At 33.5% G+C, this 15,611-nt stretch carries 16 protein-coding genes and 1 tRNA gene; 11 read left to right on the top strand and 6 right to left on the bottom strand.

Translation table 11 applies throughout. From position 1 onward, the window contains the following. Positions 1 to 4 precede the first annotated feature (4 nt). From rpsI to prfA, 3 genes are read left to right on the top strand one after another with little or no spacing between them, the layout of a single operon-like run. The gene (rpsI, locus tag EU91_RS09120; RefSeq protein WP_032525057.1) at positions 5 to 415 is read left to right on the top strand and encodes a 30S ribosomal protein S9; all 411 of its coding nucleotides are present in this window, start codon (positions 5 to 7) and stop codon (positions 413 to 415) included. Between the two features lie 13 nt (positions 416 to 428). Further along, a complete protein-coding gene (gene rpmE / locus EU91_RS01055; RefSeq protein ID WP_032525056.1) occupies positions 429 to 686 on the top strand; it encodes a 50S ribosomal protein L31 in 258 nt (85 codons plus the stop codon). A 27-nt stretch (positions 687 to 713) separates the two neighbouring features. Then, on the top strand, positions 714 to 1,808 hold the full coding sequence (gene prfA / locus EU91_RS01060) for a peptide chain release factor 1 (protein WP_032525055.1): 1,095 nt from the start codon (positions 714 to 716) through the stop codon (positions 1,806 to 1,808). A gap of 22 nt (positions 1,809 to 1,830) precedes the next feature. On the opposite strand, the gene EU91_RS01065 is transcribed toward prfA, so the two are convergent. Further along, positions 1,831 to 2,388, bottom strand: coding sequence for an HNH endonuclease (locus EU91_RS01065; protein ID WP_032525258.1), 558 nt, complete (start codon positions 2,386 to 2,388; stop codon positions 1,831 to 1,833). Positions 2,389 to 2,405: 17 nt separating this feature from the next. On the opposite strand from EU91_RS01065, the gene alr reads away from it, so the two are divergent. Together alr and EU91_RS01075 are read left to right on the top strand one after the other, a co-directional pair. Then, the gene (gene alr / locus EU91_RS01070) at positions 2,406 to 3,605 is read left to right on the top strand and encodes an alanine racemase (protein ID WP_032525054.1); all 1,200 of its coding nucleotides are present in this window, start codon (positions 2,406 to 2,408) and stop codon (positions 3,603 to 3,605) included. A 62-nt stretch (positions 3,606 to 3,667) separates the two neighbouring features. Beyond that, positions 3,668 to 3,756 (top strand) — tRNA-Ser (locus tag EU91_RS01075). Between the two features lie 34 nt (positions 3,757 to 3,790). On the opposite strand, the gene EU91_RS01080 is transcribed toward EU91_RS01075, so the two are convergent. Then, a complete protein-coding gene (locus tag EU91_RS01080) occupies positions 3,791 to 4,579 on the bottom strand; it encodes a TIGR01548 family HAD-type hydrolase (protein ID WP_032525053.1) in 789 nt (262 codons plus the stop codon). 95 nt (positions 4,580 to 4,674) lie between these two features. Next, positions 4,675 to 6,477, bottom strand: coding sequence for a precorrin-3B C(17)-methyltransferase (gene cobJ / locus EU91_RS01085; protein ID WP_032525052.1), 1,803 nt, complete (start codon positions 6,475 to 6,477; stop codon positions 4,675 to 4,677). Positions 6,478 to 6,812: 335 nt separating this feature from the next. On the opposite strand from cobJ, the gene psaA reads away from it, so the two are divergent. The 3 genes from psaA to EU91_RS01100 all read left to right on the top strand — a co-directional run bounded on the left by psaA (position 6,813) and on the right by EU91_RS01100 (position 12,439). Further along, the gene (gene psaA, locus EU91_RS01090) at positions 6,813 to 9,116 is read left to right on the top strand and encodes a photosystem I core protein PsaA (protein WP_032525051.1); all 2,304 of its coding nucleotides are present in this window, start codon (positions 6,813 to 6,815) and stop codon (positions 9,114 to 9,116) included. 27 nt (positions 9,117 to 9,143) lie between these two features. Further along, the gene (gene psaB, locus EU91_RS01095; RefSeq protein ID WP_011819135.1) at positions 9,144 to 11,372 is read left to right on the top strand and encodes a photosystem I core protein PsaB; all 2,229 of its coding nucleotides are present in this window, start codon (positions 9,144 to 9,146) and stop codon (positions 11,370 to 11,372) included. A 104-nt stretch (positions 11,373 to 11,476) separates the two neighbouring features. Next, positions 11,477 to 12,439, top strand: a complete 963-nt coding sequence (locus tag EU91_RS01100; protein ID WP_032525050.1) for a glycosyltransferase family 2 protein — start codon at positions 11,477 to 11,479, stop codon at positions 12,437 to 12,439. A 3-nt stretch (positions 12,440 to 12,442) separates the two neighbouring features. Here EU91_RS01100 and EU91_RS09610 read toward each other — a convergent pair whose 3' ends face one another. After that, entirely contained in the window at positions 12,443 to 12,607 is a 165-nt protein-coding gene (locus tag EU91_RS09610; RefSeq protein WP_241433952.1) for a hypothetical protein, read from the bottom strand. A gap of 312 nt (positions 12,608 to 12,919) precedes the next feature. On the opposite strand from EU91_RS09610, the gene EU91_RS01110 reads away from it, so the two are divergent. Together EU91_RS01110 and EU91_RS01115 are read left to right on the top strand one after the other, a co-directional pair. Beyond that, positions 12,920 to 13,033, top strand: coding sequence for a photosystem I reaction center subunit VIII (locus EU91_RS01110; RefSeq protein WP_002807990.1), 114 nt, complete (start codon positions 12,920 to 12,922; stop codon positions 13,031 to 13,033). Positions 13,034 to 13,060: 27 nt separating this feature from the next. Continuing rightward, complete coding sequence (locus EU91_RS01115; RefSeq protein ID WP_025893579.1) at positions 13,061 to 13,660, top strand: photosystem I reaction center protein subunit XI; 600 nt, start codon at positions 13,061 to 13,063, stop codon at positions 13,658 to 13,660. A 71-nt stretch (positions 13,661 to 13,731) separates the two neighbouring features. Here the strand turns inward: EU91_RS01115 and EU91_RS01120 are convergent, their stop codons facing one another. Next, the gene (locus tag EU91_RS01120) at positions 13,732 to 14,490 is read right to left on the bottom strand and encodes a C40 family peptidase (protein ID WP_032525048.1); all 759 of its coding nucleotides are present in this window, start codon (positions 14,488 to 14,490) and stop codon (positions 13,732 to 13,734) included. Between the two features lie 3 nt (positions 14,491 to 14,493). On the opposite strand from EU91_RS01120, the gene EU91_RS01125 reads away from it, so the two are divergent. Beyond that, complete coding sequence (locus EU91_RS01125; RefSeq protein WP_032525047.1) at positions 14,494 to 15,402, top strand: serine hydrolase; 909 nt, start codon at positions 14,494 to 14,496, stop codon at positions 15,400 to 15,402. Here EU91_RS01125 and EU91_RS01130 read toward each other — a convergent pair. Then, a complete protein-coding gene (locus tag EU91_RS01130) occupies positions 15,399 to 15,611 on the bottom strand; it encodes a hypothetical protein (RefSeq protein WP_032525046.1) in 213 nt (70 codons plus the stop codon). The two genes, EU91_RS01125 and EU91_RS01130, sit on opposite strands and share 4 nt — an antisense overlap.

Genomic DNA, 15,611 nt, shown 5'->3' with positions numbered 1-15,611 from the left:
TAAAATGAATAGTCAAATAAAATCCAAAGCTGTTTATTGGGGAACTGGAAGAAGAAAAACTTCAGTAGCTAGAGTTCGATTGATTCCGGGAAATGGAATGATTAAAATTAATGGTCGTTCAGGAGATGATTACTTAAACTTTAATCCTCTGCATTTAAATTCAGTAAAAGCACCTTTGCAAACATTAGGCCTAGAAAACTCTTATGACATTTTGGTAAATGTCTATGGTGGCGGATTAACAGGACAAGCTGATGCTATCAAGCAAGGGGCAGCAAGAGCCCTTTGTGAATTATCTCCTGACAACAGGAAACCGCTCAAAAATGAAGGACATCTTAGTAGAGATCCTCGAGCGAAGGAAAGAAGAAAGTATGGACTCAAAAAAGCAAGAAAAGCTCCACAATTCTCTAAACGTTAAAGGAAATTTAATTATGCCAAAATCAAAAATTCACCCAAAATGGTATCCAGATGCAAAAGTTATTTGTAATGGAGAAGTTGTAATGACTACAGGTTCCACTCAACCCGAACTACATGTTGACGTATGGAGTGGAAATCATCCTTTCTTTACGGGAACTCAAAAAATTCTTGATACAGAAGGTAGAGTTGATAGGTTTATGAAAAAATATGGAATGGGTTCAGCTAATTCAGCTACATCTAAAGATAATAAAGAAAAAGATTCTAATAAATAGAATTCTCGAAATTAAGCACAATTTTAATTGGAATACTCAACACTAATTGCAAGGTTGAAAACTGCTTCGCAAAGTTTTGAAAATTTGGAAGTTCAACTTGCAGATCCTGACATAGCAAATGATCCTAAAAAATTAGAATCAATTGCTAGAGAAAGGTCAAAATTAGAACCTTTGGTGAATGATTTCAATAAGTTAGTTGATACTGATAAGGAAATTGAAGATTCGAGAAATCTTCTTAAAGAGAACAGAAATGATAAAGAGATGGAATCTTTAATAAATGAAGAGTTATCTAACCTAGAGGAATTAAAGAGTCAACTTATTCAAAAAACCACTATTGCATTATTACCCAAAGATCCAAGAGATGAGAGAAGTGTAATGTTAGAAATCAGAGCAGGTGCTGGAGGTAACGAGGCTTGTATATGGGCGGGCGATTTGGCAAGAATGTATGAAAGATATGGACAAAAAACTGGATGGTCTGTAAAACCTGTTAGCGCTTCTGAGTCAGATATGGGAGGATTCAAAGAGTTAGTCATATCTGTTAAGGGAGACTCAGTATATAGTCAACTAAAATTCGAGGCTGGTGTACACAGAGTTCAAAGAGTCCCATCGACTGAATCTCAAGGTAGAGTTCACACATCTACAGCCACTGTCGCTGTCATGCCTGAGGCTGATCCTGTTGAGGTTAAAATTGATCCAACTGAAATAGAGGTTGGTACTGCAAGATCAGGAGGTGCAGGGGGACAAAATGTTAATAAGGTTGAGACTGCTATTGATCTTCTGCACAAACCCACAGGAATCAGAGTTTTTTGTACTCAAGAGAGATCACAATTGCAGAATCGTGAAAGAGCAATGGAAATTTTAAGAGCAAAATTATACGAGATTCAATTAAAAGAAGCTAATGCTAAAGAGAGATCACAAAGGCTCTCACAGGTGGGAACAGGCGATAGGAGTGAAAAAATTAGAACTTATAATTTTAAAGATAATAGGACAACTGATCATAGATTGGGATCCAATTTTTCACTTGAACCAATTCTCGCTGGTCAATTGGATGAAGTTATTGATGCGTGCATAGCACAAGAACAAAAGAGAATGTTGGAAGAATTTAACAACGAAGTCAATTAACTTTATAGAGTTTTTATTGTTATTAGATTGAACCTCCTATCACATATTTACTCCATTCTTTATGTTTTCCAGAGTCAATATGCCTAGTAGCCTCAAAATTGAGATTACTAAGCGGTCGGTACGGCCTTCGTTGTAAAGGCATATTAGCCTCTTCTGGGGTGCGATTACCCTTTTGTACATTGCATCTAAGACATGCTGTAGTAACATTTTCCCAGTTATCAGTTCCACCTCTGCTTCTTGGAAGAACATGATCTATTGATAAATCACTACCTCTATAGTTACAGTATTGGCAAGCATTATTATCTCTTAGGAGAATATTTTTTCTTGTTAAAGAAACTTCCCTAAAAGGTACTTTGACATAGTAACGAAGTCTTATTACTGTAGGTAATTTTCTGCCGCAATGTATTGAATAGGATTTATCTTCCTCTAGGCTTTCTGCTTTACCTTTTATCATAAGAATTACAGCTCTTCTCCAAGAGGTAATGTTTAAAGGTTCGTAAGATGCATTTAAAACTAGAGTCTGGCCCATGCCAAAATACAATTTACATGTCATGCTAACTATATATTTCAACAAGCGCATATATTTGTGCAAAGTTAATGCAAATTCCGCAAACAAATCAGGGATTAAACTTTGGTAAATATTCCAATTTTGAAAAAGATATTGATCCAAAACAAAGAGCATGGATTGAAGTTAGTGGAAAATCAATAGAAAAAAATGTAAAGCAGTTAAGATCAAAATTAAGCAAAAGTTGTTTATTAATGGCAGTTGTTAAAGCTGATGGATATGGTCATGATGCGAAAGTAGTATCTGAATATGCTCTTAAAGGTGGAGCTTCGCAATTAGGTGTTGCTACTTTGAAAGAAGGGATAAGACTCCGGTCTTATGGATTTAAAGAACCAATCCTTGTTTTAGGAAATTTATATACGAAAAGGGATTTAATAATATCTTTTAAAAATGATCTTATGCCAACCATTAGTAGTCTAAGAGAATGTTTAATTTGTAATAACATTGGGAAGCATTTTGGTTCGAAATTTTCTTTAAATCTTAAAGTTGATACAGGAATGTCACGATTAGGATTTGAATCTAAAAAATTTGTTCAGCAATTTGAAAAAATTAAATCTTTTGAAAACATATCTATAAAAGGCATATATAGTCATTTATCCTCTGCAGATGAACCTGACTCATTAGATCCTAAAAGTAGTACTCAAAAACAAAGGCAAAAGTTTCAGGAATTACTAAAGCAGATTGGCGTTGATAACAATCATAATATCAAGACTCATTTGGCTAATTCTGCGGGCATGCTTCTAAACAAAGATTTTCATTTTGATATGGTACGTGTTGGACTTTCTATATATGGATATAGTCCTCTAGCAAAAAAAGATAAAACTTTATTGCTTAAACCAGCTTTATTTTTGAAGGTCAAAGTAGCTTTTATAAGGATTATTGATAAAGGTGTAAGTGTTAGTTATGGAGGCAAATTTATAAGTAATAGAAAAACTAAGTTAGCTGTATTAAGTATTGGTTATGCCGATGGCGTACCAAGAAATCTTTCAGGCAAAATAAACGTTCTTCATCACAAGAAACTATATCCCCAAGTTGGTTCTATTACTATGGATCAAATGATGGTGGACATAACAGGTTCAAATGAAATAAAAATTGGTAGTACAATGATATTGCTGGGATCTGATGGAGACAAAATAATAACTCCTCTCGATTGGGCAAGAGAATCTAATACTATTCCATGGGAAATTCTATGTTCTTTTAAAAATAGATTACCCAGAGTTCAAATTGATTAGACATTTCGATAAAATTAAAAAGTTTTGAATGTTTGCAAAAAAATTGATAATGTATAAGAACTGGAGAGGTGGCTGAGTGGTTGAAAGCGGCTCCCTGCTAAGGAGTTACAGGAGGTAACTTTTGTCGAGGGTTCGAATCCCTCCCTCTCCGTAATAAATGAAGAAATGTCTTTTGATTAATATTTTTACAATAAGTCAAGATTAATAGTTTTTAGATCATTAATAGAATTTAAAATCAAGTCAGCACCTGCATTCCTTAGATTTGTTTCATAAGAATTACGTTCTATTAATCGAGAATCTAAATGTAAATGAGGGGGCGCTATGCCAATACTTATGAATTTTTGAGATGGTATTTCCTTTCTAGCGTTGATAACTGTATTTATGTCTGCAATGGTATCACCTACATATGCAATGGGAATATTTGATGGCCCAAGTTTATTTCCAAGAAGCTTTTTTGATAACTCTATGAATCCCTTTGGATTAGGCTTGTCGGGAGCATCTCCCATAGATACTAAAGGGGGTGATTTTAGTCCAACTCTTTTTTCTAAAACAAATTTTGCAGAAGCAGACTCTGCACCACTCACAAAACCCCAAATTATTCCATTGCTTTGTAATGAATCAAAAAACTTTTTATCAACTAATAACTCCTCATTAGTTATAAATCCAGACCAATACTTACTATCTTTATTTGGATCTCCTCCAAAGTAAAACTTTTCAAAACATTTTACTATTTTTTCTCTTGGAGGAATTTTAAGCTTTAAGTTATCTCTTTTTATACATCTTTTTATAAGTTCCAAACTTAAATCCCAGTCATTATTCCAGATCCCTTCATTTTTTGCATTATCAATATCTATATAATTTGGCTCCCATCCGGAAAATTTGTAAACTGTTTTTTTTAATGAAAGTCTGTAACTATTTTCGACGCTGCGGATTACCCCATCTATATCAAACAAAATTAAACCAATATTTTTCAATTTATTTTCTTAATCGTTATTTTTAAACATTAGTATTCTTATAAAAAAAAAGCAAAGAAAAATATTCTATTTATTAGAATATGGGTCATCTAAATTTAATTATTCAAATATCCTCTGGGAGTGAGAAATATTTCATCAACTAAGGTTGTTTGAGAATTGCCAATAATAATGATTGATAACATATCAATCTCTTTAAAAGGAATGGTGTTTAAAGTAAAAAATTTTTTAGATTGATTTTCTCTCCCTACTTGTCTAGCTACTAAAACTGGAGTATCCCCATGCCTAGTTTGTAAACATATATCTATTACACTTTTTAGCTGCCAATTTCTTTCAATGGATTGAGGATTGAATAAAGCTATTACAAAGTCACCCACAAGAGCTCCTTCAATTCTTTTTTCTATTAAAGACCATGGAGTTAATTTATCGCTTAAGCTTACTATAGAAAAGTCATTCATTAGTGGTGCGCCACTAATCGCAGCAGCTAATTGAACACTGCTTATACCTGGATGTACTTCAAAGTAAGGTCGATATTCTTTTTTGATTTTTTGAAGTAATTCTAAAAGTAAACCAGCCATGCCATAAAATCCTGATTCACCTGAAGAAATTAAAGCCACTTTTATTCCTTCCTCGGCTATTTTTATTGCTTTACTGCATCTTTCTTTTTCTTCAGTAAGTTTGCTTTCAATTAAAACTTGATCACTCCTTTTTAATGGCTTAATTAAATCTAAATACATTTTGTATCCGATCCAAACAGTACATCTTGAAAGTGCTTTTCTTGCATTATTGGTTAGAAAGGAGATATCACCAGGCCCACTCCCAATAATATGTATTTCGCCATTGGTTGGATTATACTGATTTTTTGATTCTGCTACAGCTATAGTTACTGCCCCAGATTGATTTTTAAAAATTCTCTTTTCTTCTAATAATTTTGATTCTTCTCCTGCTGCAAGTAAGCAAGAGGCTTCTGCTACGGAAGGTGTGCCAATTTCCTTTTGCACGATATTTGATGGATTTGGAACAATTATTGTTGAAAGATCTTCTTTACTAAAAAACTTTATAGGCAAGTTTTTTTCTTCAGCAAGTTCTAAAATTCCTTTCTCATCTTTTTTAATATCAATAGTCGCGAATCCCGCAATTGATTGCTGTGATAAATTTCCTGAATCCAAAAAATTATTTAAAGAATTTGCTATAAATTCTTTGCTTGTATTTCTTTCACATCCAATGCCAATCCATAATACGGGCGGATGCCAATTTCTTTGATTATTTTTAAATACACTAATGTTAAATGTTGAATCTATTTTTTCAGTTTCTTTTTCATTAATTTGATTAATAATCTCACCTGATTCTGAAGTTTTCCATAAGCAATTACCAGATAATTGTTTGCAAAATATTTCTTCTTTCTTGGCTTGTTTTATTATTAGTTTTGACCAATCCTTTATATTTCCAGATCTTTTCCAACCCCATTGATTTCCAAATGCGTCAAGATTTAAGAAGCTTTGATCATTGGAATTATTAGTCTCTATTATTTCGCCACCAAATAAATTAGCAATTTGAAATGCAATATCTTGAGTATTTGACTGATGTAACCCAATTAAAGGAACTATCTTGGAACATTTGTTATCCATAACGATTACACCTGGATCCTGATCTTTAGAGGTTAAAAAAGAATTTATTATGCGTATTGATGCAGCAATAGAGCCTATAAAAATTATTAAATCTATCTCCTGCCATTTTTTAAGTAAGATTTCTCTAGGTTTTTGTACTTCAATAAGTTTATTTTCCTTTCCATCAACTTTTGAAGAACCTGCAATATATATATCTTTGACAAATTCGGTTTTTTTAAGCCTTTTTAAAATTTCTTTTGAATTATTAGATAGACCTATAGCAATTCCTTTCAAATCAGAAACTATTGATAGTTACGTTAAAAATTATATCCTGTCGCTGGATTTAAAAAATTTTCTTTGAAATATAAAAAAAAATTTAAGAAATTTATATACAATTTGAGTAAAAATACCCATAATTTAGTCATAGACTAGAATTTAACAAAATATTCATATAGTAACAATCATTAGAACATTTGTTACGTTAATGCATAACGAAAGAATCTTTGCCTTATTATTTTTGAAACGAATATCTAAAGTTCCGAAGGATTCGTTTTCTTGAACATTATCATTAAAAATAAGTTCAAGATCTGATCAATCGGCTTTAATGTCAATTATTTTCGAGGTGCTAGATGACCATCAGCCCACCAGAAAGTGGAGAAAAAAACAAAAAAGTTTTGGAGGATCCTGTTAAGGCCGATCCAAGACCTATTGATTTTGCCAAATTAGATAAGCCAGGTTTCTGGTCAAGTAAGTTATCTAAAGGTCCAAAAACGACAACTTGGATCTGGAATTTGCATGCTGACGCGCATGATTTTGATGTGCATACAGGCGATGCTGAAGAAGCAACAAGAAAAATCTTTTCAGCTCATTTTGGACATCTTGCAGTCATTTTTATTTGGATGAGTGCCGCATTCTTCCATGGAGCAAGATTTTCTAATTATTCAGGTTGGTTAGCTGATCCAACTCATGTAAAACCAGGAGCTCAGCAAGTTTGGGCAATTGTTGGTCAAGAAATGCTTAATGCTGATCTTGGTGCTAACTACAATGGTATTCAAATCAGTTCAGGAATATTCCACATGTGGCGAGCATGGGGAATTACTAACGAGAGTGAACTGATGGCTTTAGCGATAGGAGCTGTAGTAATGGCTGCACTTATGCTTCATGCCGGAATTTTTCATTATCACAAAGCAGCTCCAAAAATGGAGTGGTTCCAGGATATTGAGTCTATGCTTAACCATCATATAGCTGGTTTAGTAGGACTAGGGTCTTTAGCATGGGCTGGACATTGTATTCATATCGGAGCTCCTACTGCAGCTCTTTTAGATGCAATTGATGCAGGTTCTCCCTTAGTTATTAACGGCAAGGAGATCGCAACTATTGCAGATATGCCTATGCCGCATCAACTCTGTGATCCACAAATTATTGGTCAGATATTTCCAGGACTTGCAAGTGGGACAGGTAATTTCTTCAGTTTAAACTGGTTAGCTTTCTCAGACTTCCTTACTTTCAAAGGTGGACTTAACCCTGTAACAGGAAGCTTATGGATGACTGATGTTTCACATCATCATTTAGCTTTTGGTGTAATAGCAATCATTGGTGGTCATATGTATAGAACCAATTACGGAATTGGTCATAGTATGAAAGAAATATTAGATTCACAACAAGGAGATCCAATATTGTTCCCTGCTCCTAAAGGACATCAAGGTCTTTTTGAGTTCATGGCAGAAAGTAGACATGCCCAGCTTGCGGTTAACCTTGCAATGCTTGGATCAATAAGCATACTTGTATCTCATCACATGTATGCGATGCCTCCATATCCATATATAGCTACTGACTATATGACAGTTCTTGGATTATTTACCCATCATATGTGGATAGGTGGATTATTCATAGTAGGTGCAGGAGCGCATGCCGGAATTGCAATGGTTAGAGATTACGATCCAGCAAAACATATTGATAACGTATTAGACAGAATCCTCAAAGCAAGAGACGCCTTAATCAGTCACTTGAACTGGGTATGTATGTGGTTAGGATTCCATAGTTTCGGACTCTATATTCACAACGATACTATGAGAGCTTTGGGTAGACCTCAAGATATGTTTAGTGATTCTGCAATCCAACTTCAGCCAATTTTTGCTCAATGGGTACAGAGTATTCAAGCATCTTCTGTTGGAACTTCTCTTTTAGCAGGTACTGCAGAAGCTTTACCTCACAAAGCTTTAAGTGAAGTTTTTAATGGAAGTTTAGTAGAGGTTGGTGGAAAGGTTGCTATTGCTCCAATTCCATTAGGAACAGCTGATTTAATGATTCATCATATTCATGCTTTCCAAATTCACGTAACTGTTTTAATACTTCTAAAAGGAGTACTTTACGCAAGAAGTTCAAGATTGATCCCTGATAAAGCTTCTTTAGGTTTTAGATTCCCTTGTGATGGTCCTGGAAGAGGTGGTACATGTCAAGTTTCTTCATGGGATCACGTATTCTTGGCACTTTTCTGGATGTATAACTGTTTATCAATAGTTATTTTCCACTTCTCTTGGAAAATGCAGAGTGATGTTTGGGGACTTACTGGTGGTAATTTCGCACAAAGCTCAATTACTATTAATGGTTGGTTAAGAGATTTCCTTTGGGCGCAAGCTTCTCAAGTATTAACAAGTTATGGTCAATCCATAAGTATGTATGGTTTGATGTTCCTTGGAGCTCACTTTATATGGGCATTCAGTTTAATGTTCCTCTTTAGTGGAAGAGGATATTGGCAAGAATTATTCGAATCCATTGTTTGGGCACATAACAAACTTAAAGTTGCTCCAACCATTCAACCAAGAGCTTTATCTATAACTCAGGGTAGAGCAGTTGGCGTAACGCACTTCCTTGTCGGTGGTATTGCTACCACATGGGCTTTCTTCCACGCTCGCCTTTTCGGCCTGGGCTAATTACCTGAACTTCACCTTTTTAACTCAATGGCAACAAAATTTCCATCATTTAACCAGGGTCTAGCTCAGGACCCTACAACCCGACGAATATGGTACGGAATAGCTACCGCTCACGACTTTGAAAGTCATGATGGTATGACCGAAGAAAAGCTTTATCAGAAGCTTTTCTCTACACACTTTGGGCATCTAGCAATAATCGCCCTCTGGGTAGCTGGTAACTTATTTCATATTGCTTGGCAAGGTAACTTTGAGCAGTTTGTACTTGATCCAACTCACGTTCGTCCTATTGCTCATGCTATTTGGGATCCACATTTTGGATCTGGTATCACAGAAGCAATGACACAAGCTGGAGCTAGTGGTCCAGTAAACATAGCTTATTCAGGTCTCTACCATTGGTGGTACACAATTGGCATGAGAACTAACGAACAACTCTTCCAAGCTTCAATATTTATGAGTATTTTGGCTTGTTGGACTCTATTTGCAGGTTGGTTACACTTACAGCCAAAATTTAGACCTTCTCTAGCTTGGTTTAAAAATGCAGAGTCAAGATTAAATCATCATTTAGCTGTCTTATTTGGTTTTAGTAGTATTGCTTGGACAGGTCATTTGGTTCATGTTGCTATACCTGAATCAAGAGGACAGCATGTAGGTTGGGATAACTGGTTAACAGTCCTTCCACACCCTGCAGGATTAGCTCCTTTCTTTACTTTAAACTGGGGAGCATATGCACAAAATCCTGATTCTTTAGATCAAGTTTTTGGAACAGCTGAGGGAGCTGGTACAGCAATCTTTACTTTCTTAGGTGGTCTTCATCCTCAAAGTGAAGCATTATGGCTTACTGATATTGCCCATCATCACATAGCGATTGGAACAGTTTTTGTAATTGCTGGACATATGTATAGAAATACCTTTGGTATTGGTCATAGCCTGAAAGAAATTACAGAAGCTCATAATACAAGACACCCTAATGATCCGCATAAAGGTAGTTTCGGAATTAACCATGATGGAATATATGAAACTGTAAATAATTCATTGCATTTCCAACTTGGACTAGCATTAGCATCTCTTGGTGTAGCAACTTCTCTAGTAGCTCAACATATGGGTGCACTCCCTTCCTATGCTTTCATTGCAAGGGATTACACCACACAATCTGCTTTATATAGTCATCATCAGTATATTGCAATGTTTTTGATGGTTGGTGCTTTCGCACACGGTGCTATTTTCTTCGTTAGAGATTACGATCCAGAATTAAATAAAGATAATGTATTAGCAAGAGTGCTTGGAACTAAGGAAGCTTTGATAAGCCACCTTAGTTGGGTAACAATGTTGCTGGGATTCCATACTCTTGGAATTTATGTTCATAACGATGTTGTTGTAGCTTTTGGTAACCCTGAAAAGCAAATTCTAATTGAGCCAGTATTTGCTCAATTCGTTCAAGCTGCTCAAGGTAAGATGATGTACGGCTTTAACGCTTTATTATCTGATCCTACAAGCTCAGCAAGTCTCGCAGCTAATTCATTGCCAGGTAATCATTACTGGATGGATCTTATTAATAGACAAGATGCATTAAGTGCTTTCTTACCCATCGGGCCTGCAGATTTCTTAGTTCACCATGCTATTGCTTTAGGTCTTCATACAACTGCATTAATCCTTATCAAAGGTGCACTTGATGCTAGAGGAACAAAATTAATTCCTGACAAGAAAGATTTAGGTTATGCATTCCCTTGCGATGGACCTGGACGTGGAGGTACTTGCGATAGTTCATCTTGGGACGCTATGTACTTAGCTATGTTCTGGGCATTAAATTTACTAGCATGGGTAACTTTCTACTGGCATTGGAAACATCTAGCAATTTGGCAGGGTAATGTAGCACAATTTAATGAATCAGGAACTTATCTAATGGGTTGGTTCAGAGATTATCTATGGTTAAATTCTGCTCAACTTATTAATGGATATAATCCATTTGGAGTAAATTCTCTATCTCCTTGGGCTTGGATGTTCCTTTTCGGTCACTTAGTTTGGGCTACTGGTTTCATGTTCCTTATATCATGGCGTGGTTATTGGCAAGAATTAATTGAAACATTAGTTTGGGCACATCAGCGTACTCCAATTGCTAACCTTGTTGGATGGAGAGACAAACCAGTTGCACTTTCAATTGTTCAAGCTAGATTAGTTGGACTTGCACATTTCACGATTGGTAACATACTTACATTCGGTGCATTTGTTATCGCATCAACTTCAGGTAAGTTTGGTTAAATTTTCCTTAAATAATTTAAATCACCACTTTTGTGGTGATTTTTTTTTGTTTAATTTTAGTGTTCTAAATTAAGTTAAAATTATATAATTATTATTAAATATAAATGTCAGATATAAAACAATTAATTTCTATTATCGTCCCTGTTTTCAATGAAAGTGAGAGTATTGGTCTTTTATTGGATGAAGTTATAAGTGTAATGTCATTTCATAAATTTAATTTTGAATTGATTGTTGTAAATGATGGTTCTAAAGACAATACTCAACAAGTATTAAAAAAACTAACTCTCAAAATTAAAGAATTGTCAGTTATTTCCCTTCGCAAAAATTACGGGCAAACTGCAGCAATGTCAGCTGGCTTTGATAACTGTAAAGGCGATATAGTTATTACTTTGGATGGTGATTTACAGAATGATCCAAATGATATTCCTAAATTAATTTCAGAAATTAATAATGGTTATGATTTGGTTTGTGGATGGAGGTTTGATAGGAAAGATAAATTAATCAATAGAAAGATACCATCAAAAATAGCGAATAAATTAATAGCTCAGGTAACAGGTTTGAAGTTGCATGACTATGGATGTTCATTAAAAGCTTTTAAGAAAGAAATAATAGATGATATTAAGTTATATGGTGAACTACACAGGTTTTTGCCCGTCTTAGCAAATATTGAAGGTGCAAGAATAAAAGAAATTAAAGTTAATCATAGAAGCAGGAAATATGGATCTAGTAAATATGGAATCGATAGAACTTTTAGAGTTTTAATGGATTTACTAACTGTATGGTTTATGACTAAATTTTTAACAAGACCAATGTATGGATTTGGTTTTGTTGGAATTATAAGTATTTTGACTAGTCTTGCAATGAGTTCTTATTTGGTAGTTTTAAAAATAATTGGTGAGGATATTGGAAATCGTCCGTTGCTAATGTTTGCATTAATATTGGGAATTGCTGGGGTTCAATTATTTAGCTTTGGATTATTGAGCGAACTTCTAATTAGAACATATCATGAAAGTCAAAGTCGTCCAATTTATAGAATTAGATCAATAAGTAGCACCAATCAAAATTGAATATTATTTAAATTTTATTATTAATAAAGCTGATATTTTAACCACTTCAGGAGACATATCCCTTAGGCCTTTTCGTAAAATTGATAATGTTGATTTATCAGCCAATTCTTCCGCAATTTTTAATGCTTTTAATTTGTCTTCTGTATTTCCTTGAAAAAGACTAAACATTTTATTTCTTTGAGATTTTTTATAAAATAATGAGTACTTTTTTAACTCGTGATCGTATAAAAAATTTTTTTTATTAGAGAGAAATTTATAATTATTTTTTTTTAATGTAACAGAATGAAATTTGTCTTTATTTATTAATTTTCTAAAGCTTCTTTTTTTAAAAACTAGAAGTAATATTCCTATAAAAATAATAAGTAAAATTGCGAAAAAATTTAACATGTAAAAAGTTAATAATTTTTATATCATCCAGTAATAAAATTAACACTATTTCGCAGATAAATATTAGAGTATTTAAAGATGTTTAAAGAACTTATGCCATCTGATTTACCAAGTCTTTTACCCTCAATTTTTGTTCCATTAATTGGTATAGCAATGCCTGCTGTTTTTATCGTATTAATTGGAAGATTTATTACAGCAACTGAATAAATTATTAAACACTAAACTATTAAAAAAATGAGCGACTTTCAAAAATCATTCTCAGAATCAACAAGTTCAATTAAGTTTGATGAAAAATACATAGATAATTCTGTGCAACCAAATGATATTGGTGTTGCAGAACAATGGGCCGTAAAAACAGTTGCTGATCCATGTGTTGGTAATTTAGCTACCCCAGTTAATAGTGGCTATTTTACAAAAGCCTTTATAAATAATTTGCCTTTTTACAGAGAAGGTATTTCTCCTAATTTTAGAGGATTAGAAACTGGAGCAGCTTTTGGATATCTTCTATACGGTCCTTTCACCATGACTGGCCCATTAAGAAATTCTGAATTTGCTCTAACTGCTGGACTTCTTGCTGCTATTGGAGCTGTTCATATTTTGACAGCACTTCTAGTTCTATATAACGCACCCGGTAAAGCACCTAATGTTCAACCTCCAGATGCGACTGTGAATAATCCACCAAAGGACTTATTTACAAGAGCTGGTTGGGCTGATTTTACAAGTGGATTTTGGTTAGGAGGCTGTGGGGGAGCTGTTTTCGCTTGGCTACTTGTTGGCACATTACACTTAGATACCATAATGCCAATTATTAAAAATATTTGGACTGCTGGTTAATTCCTAAAAGTAAATAAATGTAATATTTTAATTTTAAATTTAATTTTAAATTGAAATGTGAACTCTACTTACTAACGCATGGTTCTATCCCATCTGTAATTTCTAACTACTCTTCCTGCTGAAATAAGTTTAGATTTATAGTGTAATGAGATTTTATCATTAGAATCTTTGAGGGTATCTAATCCTATTCCATTTCTGCCAAAATCCTTCCCAGAGCTATGGTAATACAATCCGTCTCCCTTGTAGATTCCAATATGATCACATTTTTCTTTAACTCCAAAAAATAAAAGATCGCCTGGTATCAGAGCCGAATATGAATCTTTGTAATAAAAAAGGTGTTTAGAAAAACTTTTTATTTGAAAAGAGTCTCGAGGTATATGAATTTGATGCTTTAAAAAAGCAGTCTGAATTAATCCAGAACAATCAAAATTAGGTCCTAATGTACCTCCCCATAGGTATTCATTATTTAACTCAGCTTGATCCTTGATCCATTTTAGAATTGAGTTAATTTTATCTTTTATAATGAAGTGTTCTTTTTTTGAATTTTCAGTTTTTCCTAATTCGTATTTTTCAATAATTAATTCATCTAAATTTATCCAACAGATGTAACCATCTTCATATAGTTGAATTAGAATTCTTGAAAATTGTTGGTTAAGTTGATAAATATTTGGATAAAGTAGCCTAAAAATTCTATTTTTAAAAATTTCAGTCACTAATTTATCTTCTATTTCATTTTGATATCCAGAAATATTAACTTTTAATTTCCACCAAATAGTTTTTGAAAAATTAGTTTGTTTAAATAGTGAGATAGGATTTTCATGATTTTGCATACAATGTCCTTTTACAATTTAAGTAAAGAGATGGGTCTAGCCTTAAATGATATTTTAGGGAAAGCATGCTCTTATAATAAAGATTTTTCAAGTGAAGATATTGCCATAACTTGGATTAATTATAAAAGTGAAAATAAAAGAGTATTTAAAGGTTTTGGAACTGGTATCAATAATAAAAAAATGGTTTACCCTGCCAGTATAGTCAAGTTAGTTTACGGCCTCGCTGCATATCACTGGATTAAAAAGGGAATTTTATTATTATCAGATGAACTTATTGAAGCTGTATGGAAAATGTTGTCTTTATCAAGTAATAATGCAACAAGCTTCTTAATTGATTTACTTACTGGAACAACAAGTGGACCTTGTATTGAAGGCGAATTATGGGAAAATTGGAAATATCAAAGAAGCATAATAAACGATTGGCTACATGATTTACGTTGGGAGGAATTGAGTGGTATAAATTGCTGTCAGAAGACCTGGGATGATGGGCCATTTGGTCGTGAAAAAGAATTTTATGGATATGATAATAAAAATAGAAACGCTATGAATTCTGATTCGGCTGCAAGGATTTTGGAGGAAATTATGATTCATATAGATTATCAAAAAAATGACTTAAATTTACGAGGTTTTTTAAAAAGAAATTTAAATAAAGTTTTTCTGAAAAATGATTCCCTTAATCAAATAGATGGTTTTTTGGGTGAAGGATTACCAAAAAGCATTAATCTTTGGAGTAAAGCAGGCTTAATGTCTGAAGTTAGACATGATTCAGCTTGGTGGACTAATAGTCAATCCCTCCATACTTTATTAGTTGTTTTTTGTAATGGTGAAAAATATTCCAAAGATACTTCCTTCTTACCATTAATAGCAAAAGAAGTATATGAATTTAATGAGAGGTATACCATTGAGGACTAAAGTAAATCCTCTAGGTAATTAGAATCTAATTTATCAGTATAGGCTTCATAAGGTAACATCATAACCTCTTCAAAATCTAAATCATTCATAATCCATTCTTTATATTCTGCTAACAAACTTTTTCTATCGTTATTATCTAATTCATAAATACGCAATGCTGTATTTTTAAGATTTTCTTTAATTAAATTTTCAATTTCTTTCTTTCTCAT

The organism is Prochlorococcus marinus str. GP2 (genome assembly GCF_000759885.1).
Taxonomy (GTDB): Bacteria; Cyanobacteriota; Cyanobacteriia; order PCC-6307; family Cyanobiaceae; genus Prochlorococcus_A; species Prochlorococcus_A marinus_J.
The sequence above is the reverse complement of the archived record's forward strand: the minus strand, read 5'-3'. Positions and strand labels throughout refer to the sequence as shown.

Coding starts and splice junctions, on each gene's coding strand:
- rpsI (WP_032525057.1), top strand. CDS start 5: ATGAATAGTCAAATAAAATCCAAAGCTGTTTATTGGGGAACTGGAAGA.
- rpmE (WP_032525056.1), top strand. CDS start 429: ATGCCAAAATCAAAAATTCACCCAAAATGGTATCCAGATGCAAAAGTT.
- EU91_RS01065 (WP_032525258.1), bottom strand. CDS start 2,388: ATGCGCTTGTTGAAATATATAGTTAGCATGACATGTAAATTGTATTTT.
- alr (WP_032525054.1), top strand. CDS start 2,406: ATGCAAATTCCGCAAACAAATCAGGGATTAAACTTTGGTAAATATTCC.
- psaA (WP_032525051.1), top strand. CDS start 6,813: ATGACCATCAGCCCACCAGAAAGTGGAGAAAAAAACAAAAAAGTTTTG.
- psaB (WP_011819135.1), top strand. CDS start 9,144: ATGGCAACAAAATTTCCATCATTTAACCAGGGTCTAGCTCAGGACCCT.
- EU91_RS01100 (WP_032525050.1), top strand. CDS start 11,477: ATGTCAGATATAAAACAATTAATTTCTATTATCGTCCCTGTTTTCAAT.
- EU91_RS09610 (WP_241433952.1), bottom strand. CDS start 12,607: ATGTTTAGTCTTTTTCAAGGAAATACAGAAGACAAATTAAAAGCATTA.
- EU91_RS01110 (WP_002807990.1), top strand. CDS start 12,920: ATGCCATCTGATTTACCAAGTCTTTTACCCTCAATTTTTGTTCCATTA.
- EU91_RS01115 (WP_025893579.1), top strand. CDS start 13,061: ATGAGCGACTTTCAAAAATCATTCTCAGAATCAACAAGTTCAATTAAG.
- EU91_RS01120 (WP_032525048.1), bottom strand. CDS start 14,490: ATGCAAAATCATGAAAATCCTATCTCACTATTTAAACAAACTAATTTT.
- EU91_RS01125 (WP_032525047.1), top strand. CDS start 14,494: ATGTCCTTTTACAATTTAAGTAAAGAGATGGGTCTAGCCTTAAATGAT.
- EU91_RS01130 (WP_032525046.1), bottom strand. CDS start 15,611: ATGAGAAAGAAAGAAATTGAAAATTTAATTAAAGAAAATCTTAAAAAT.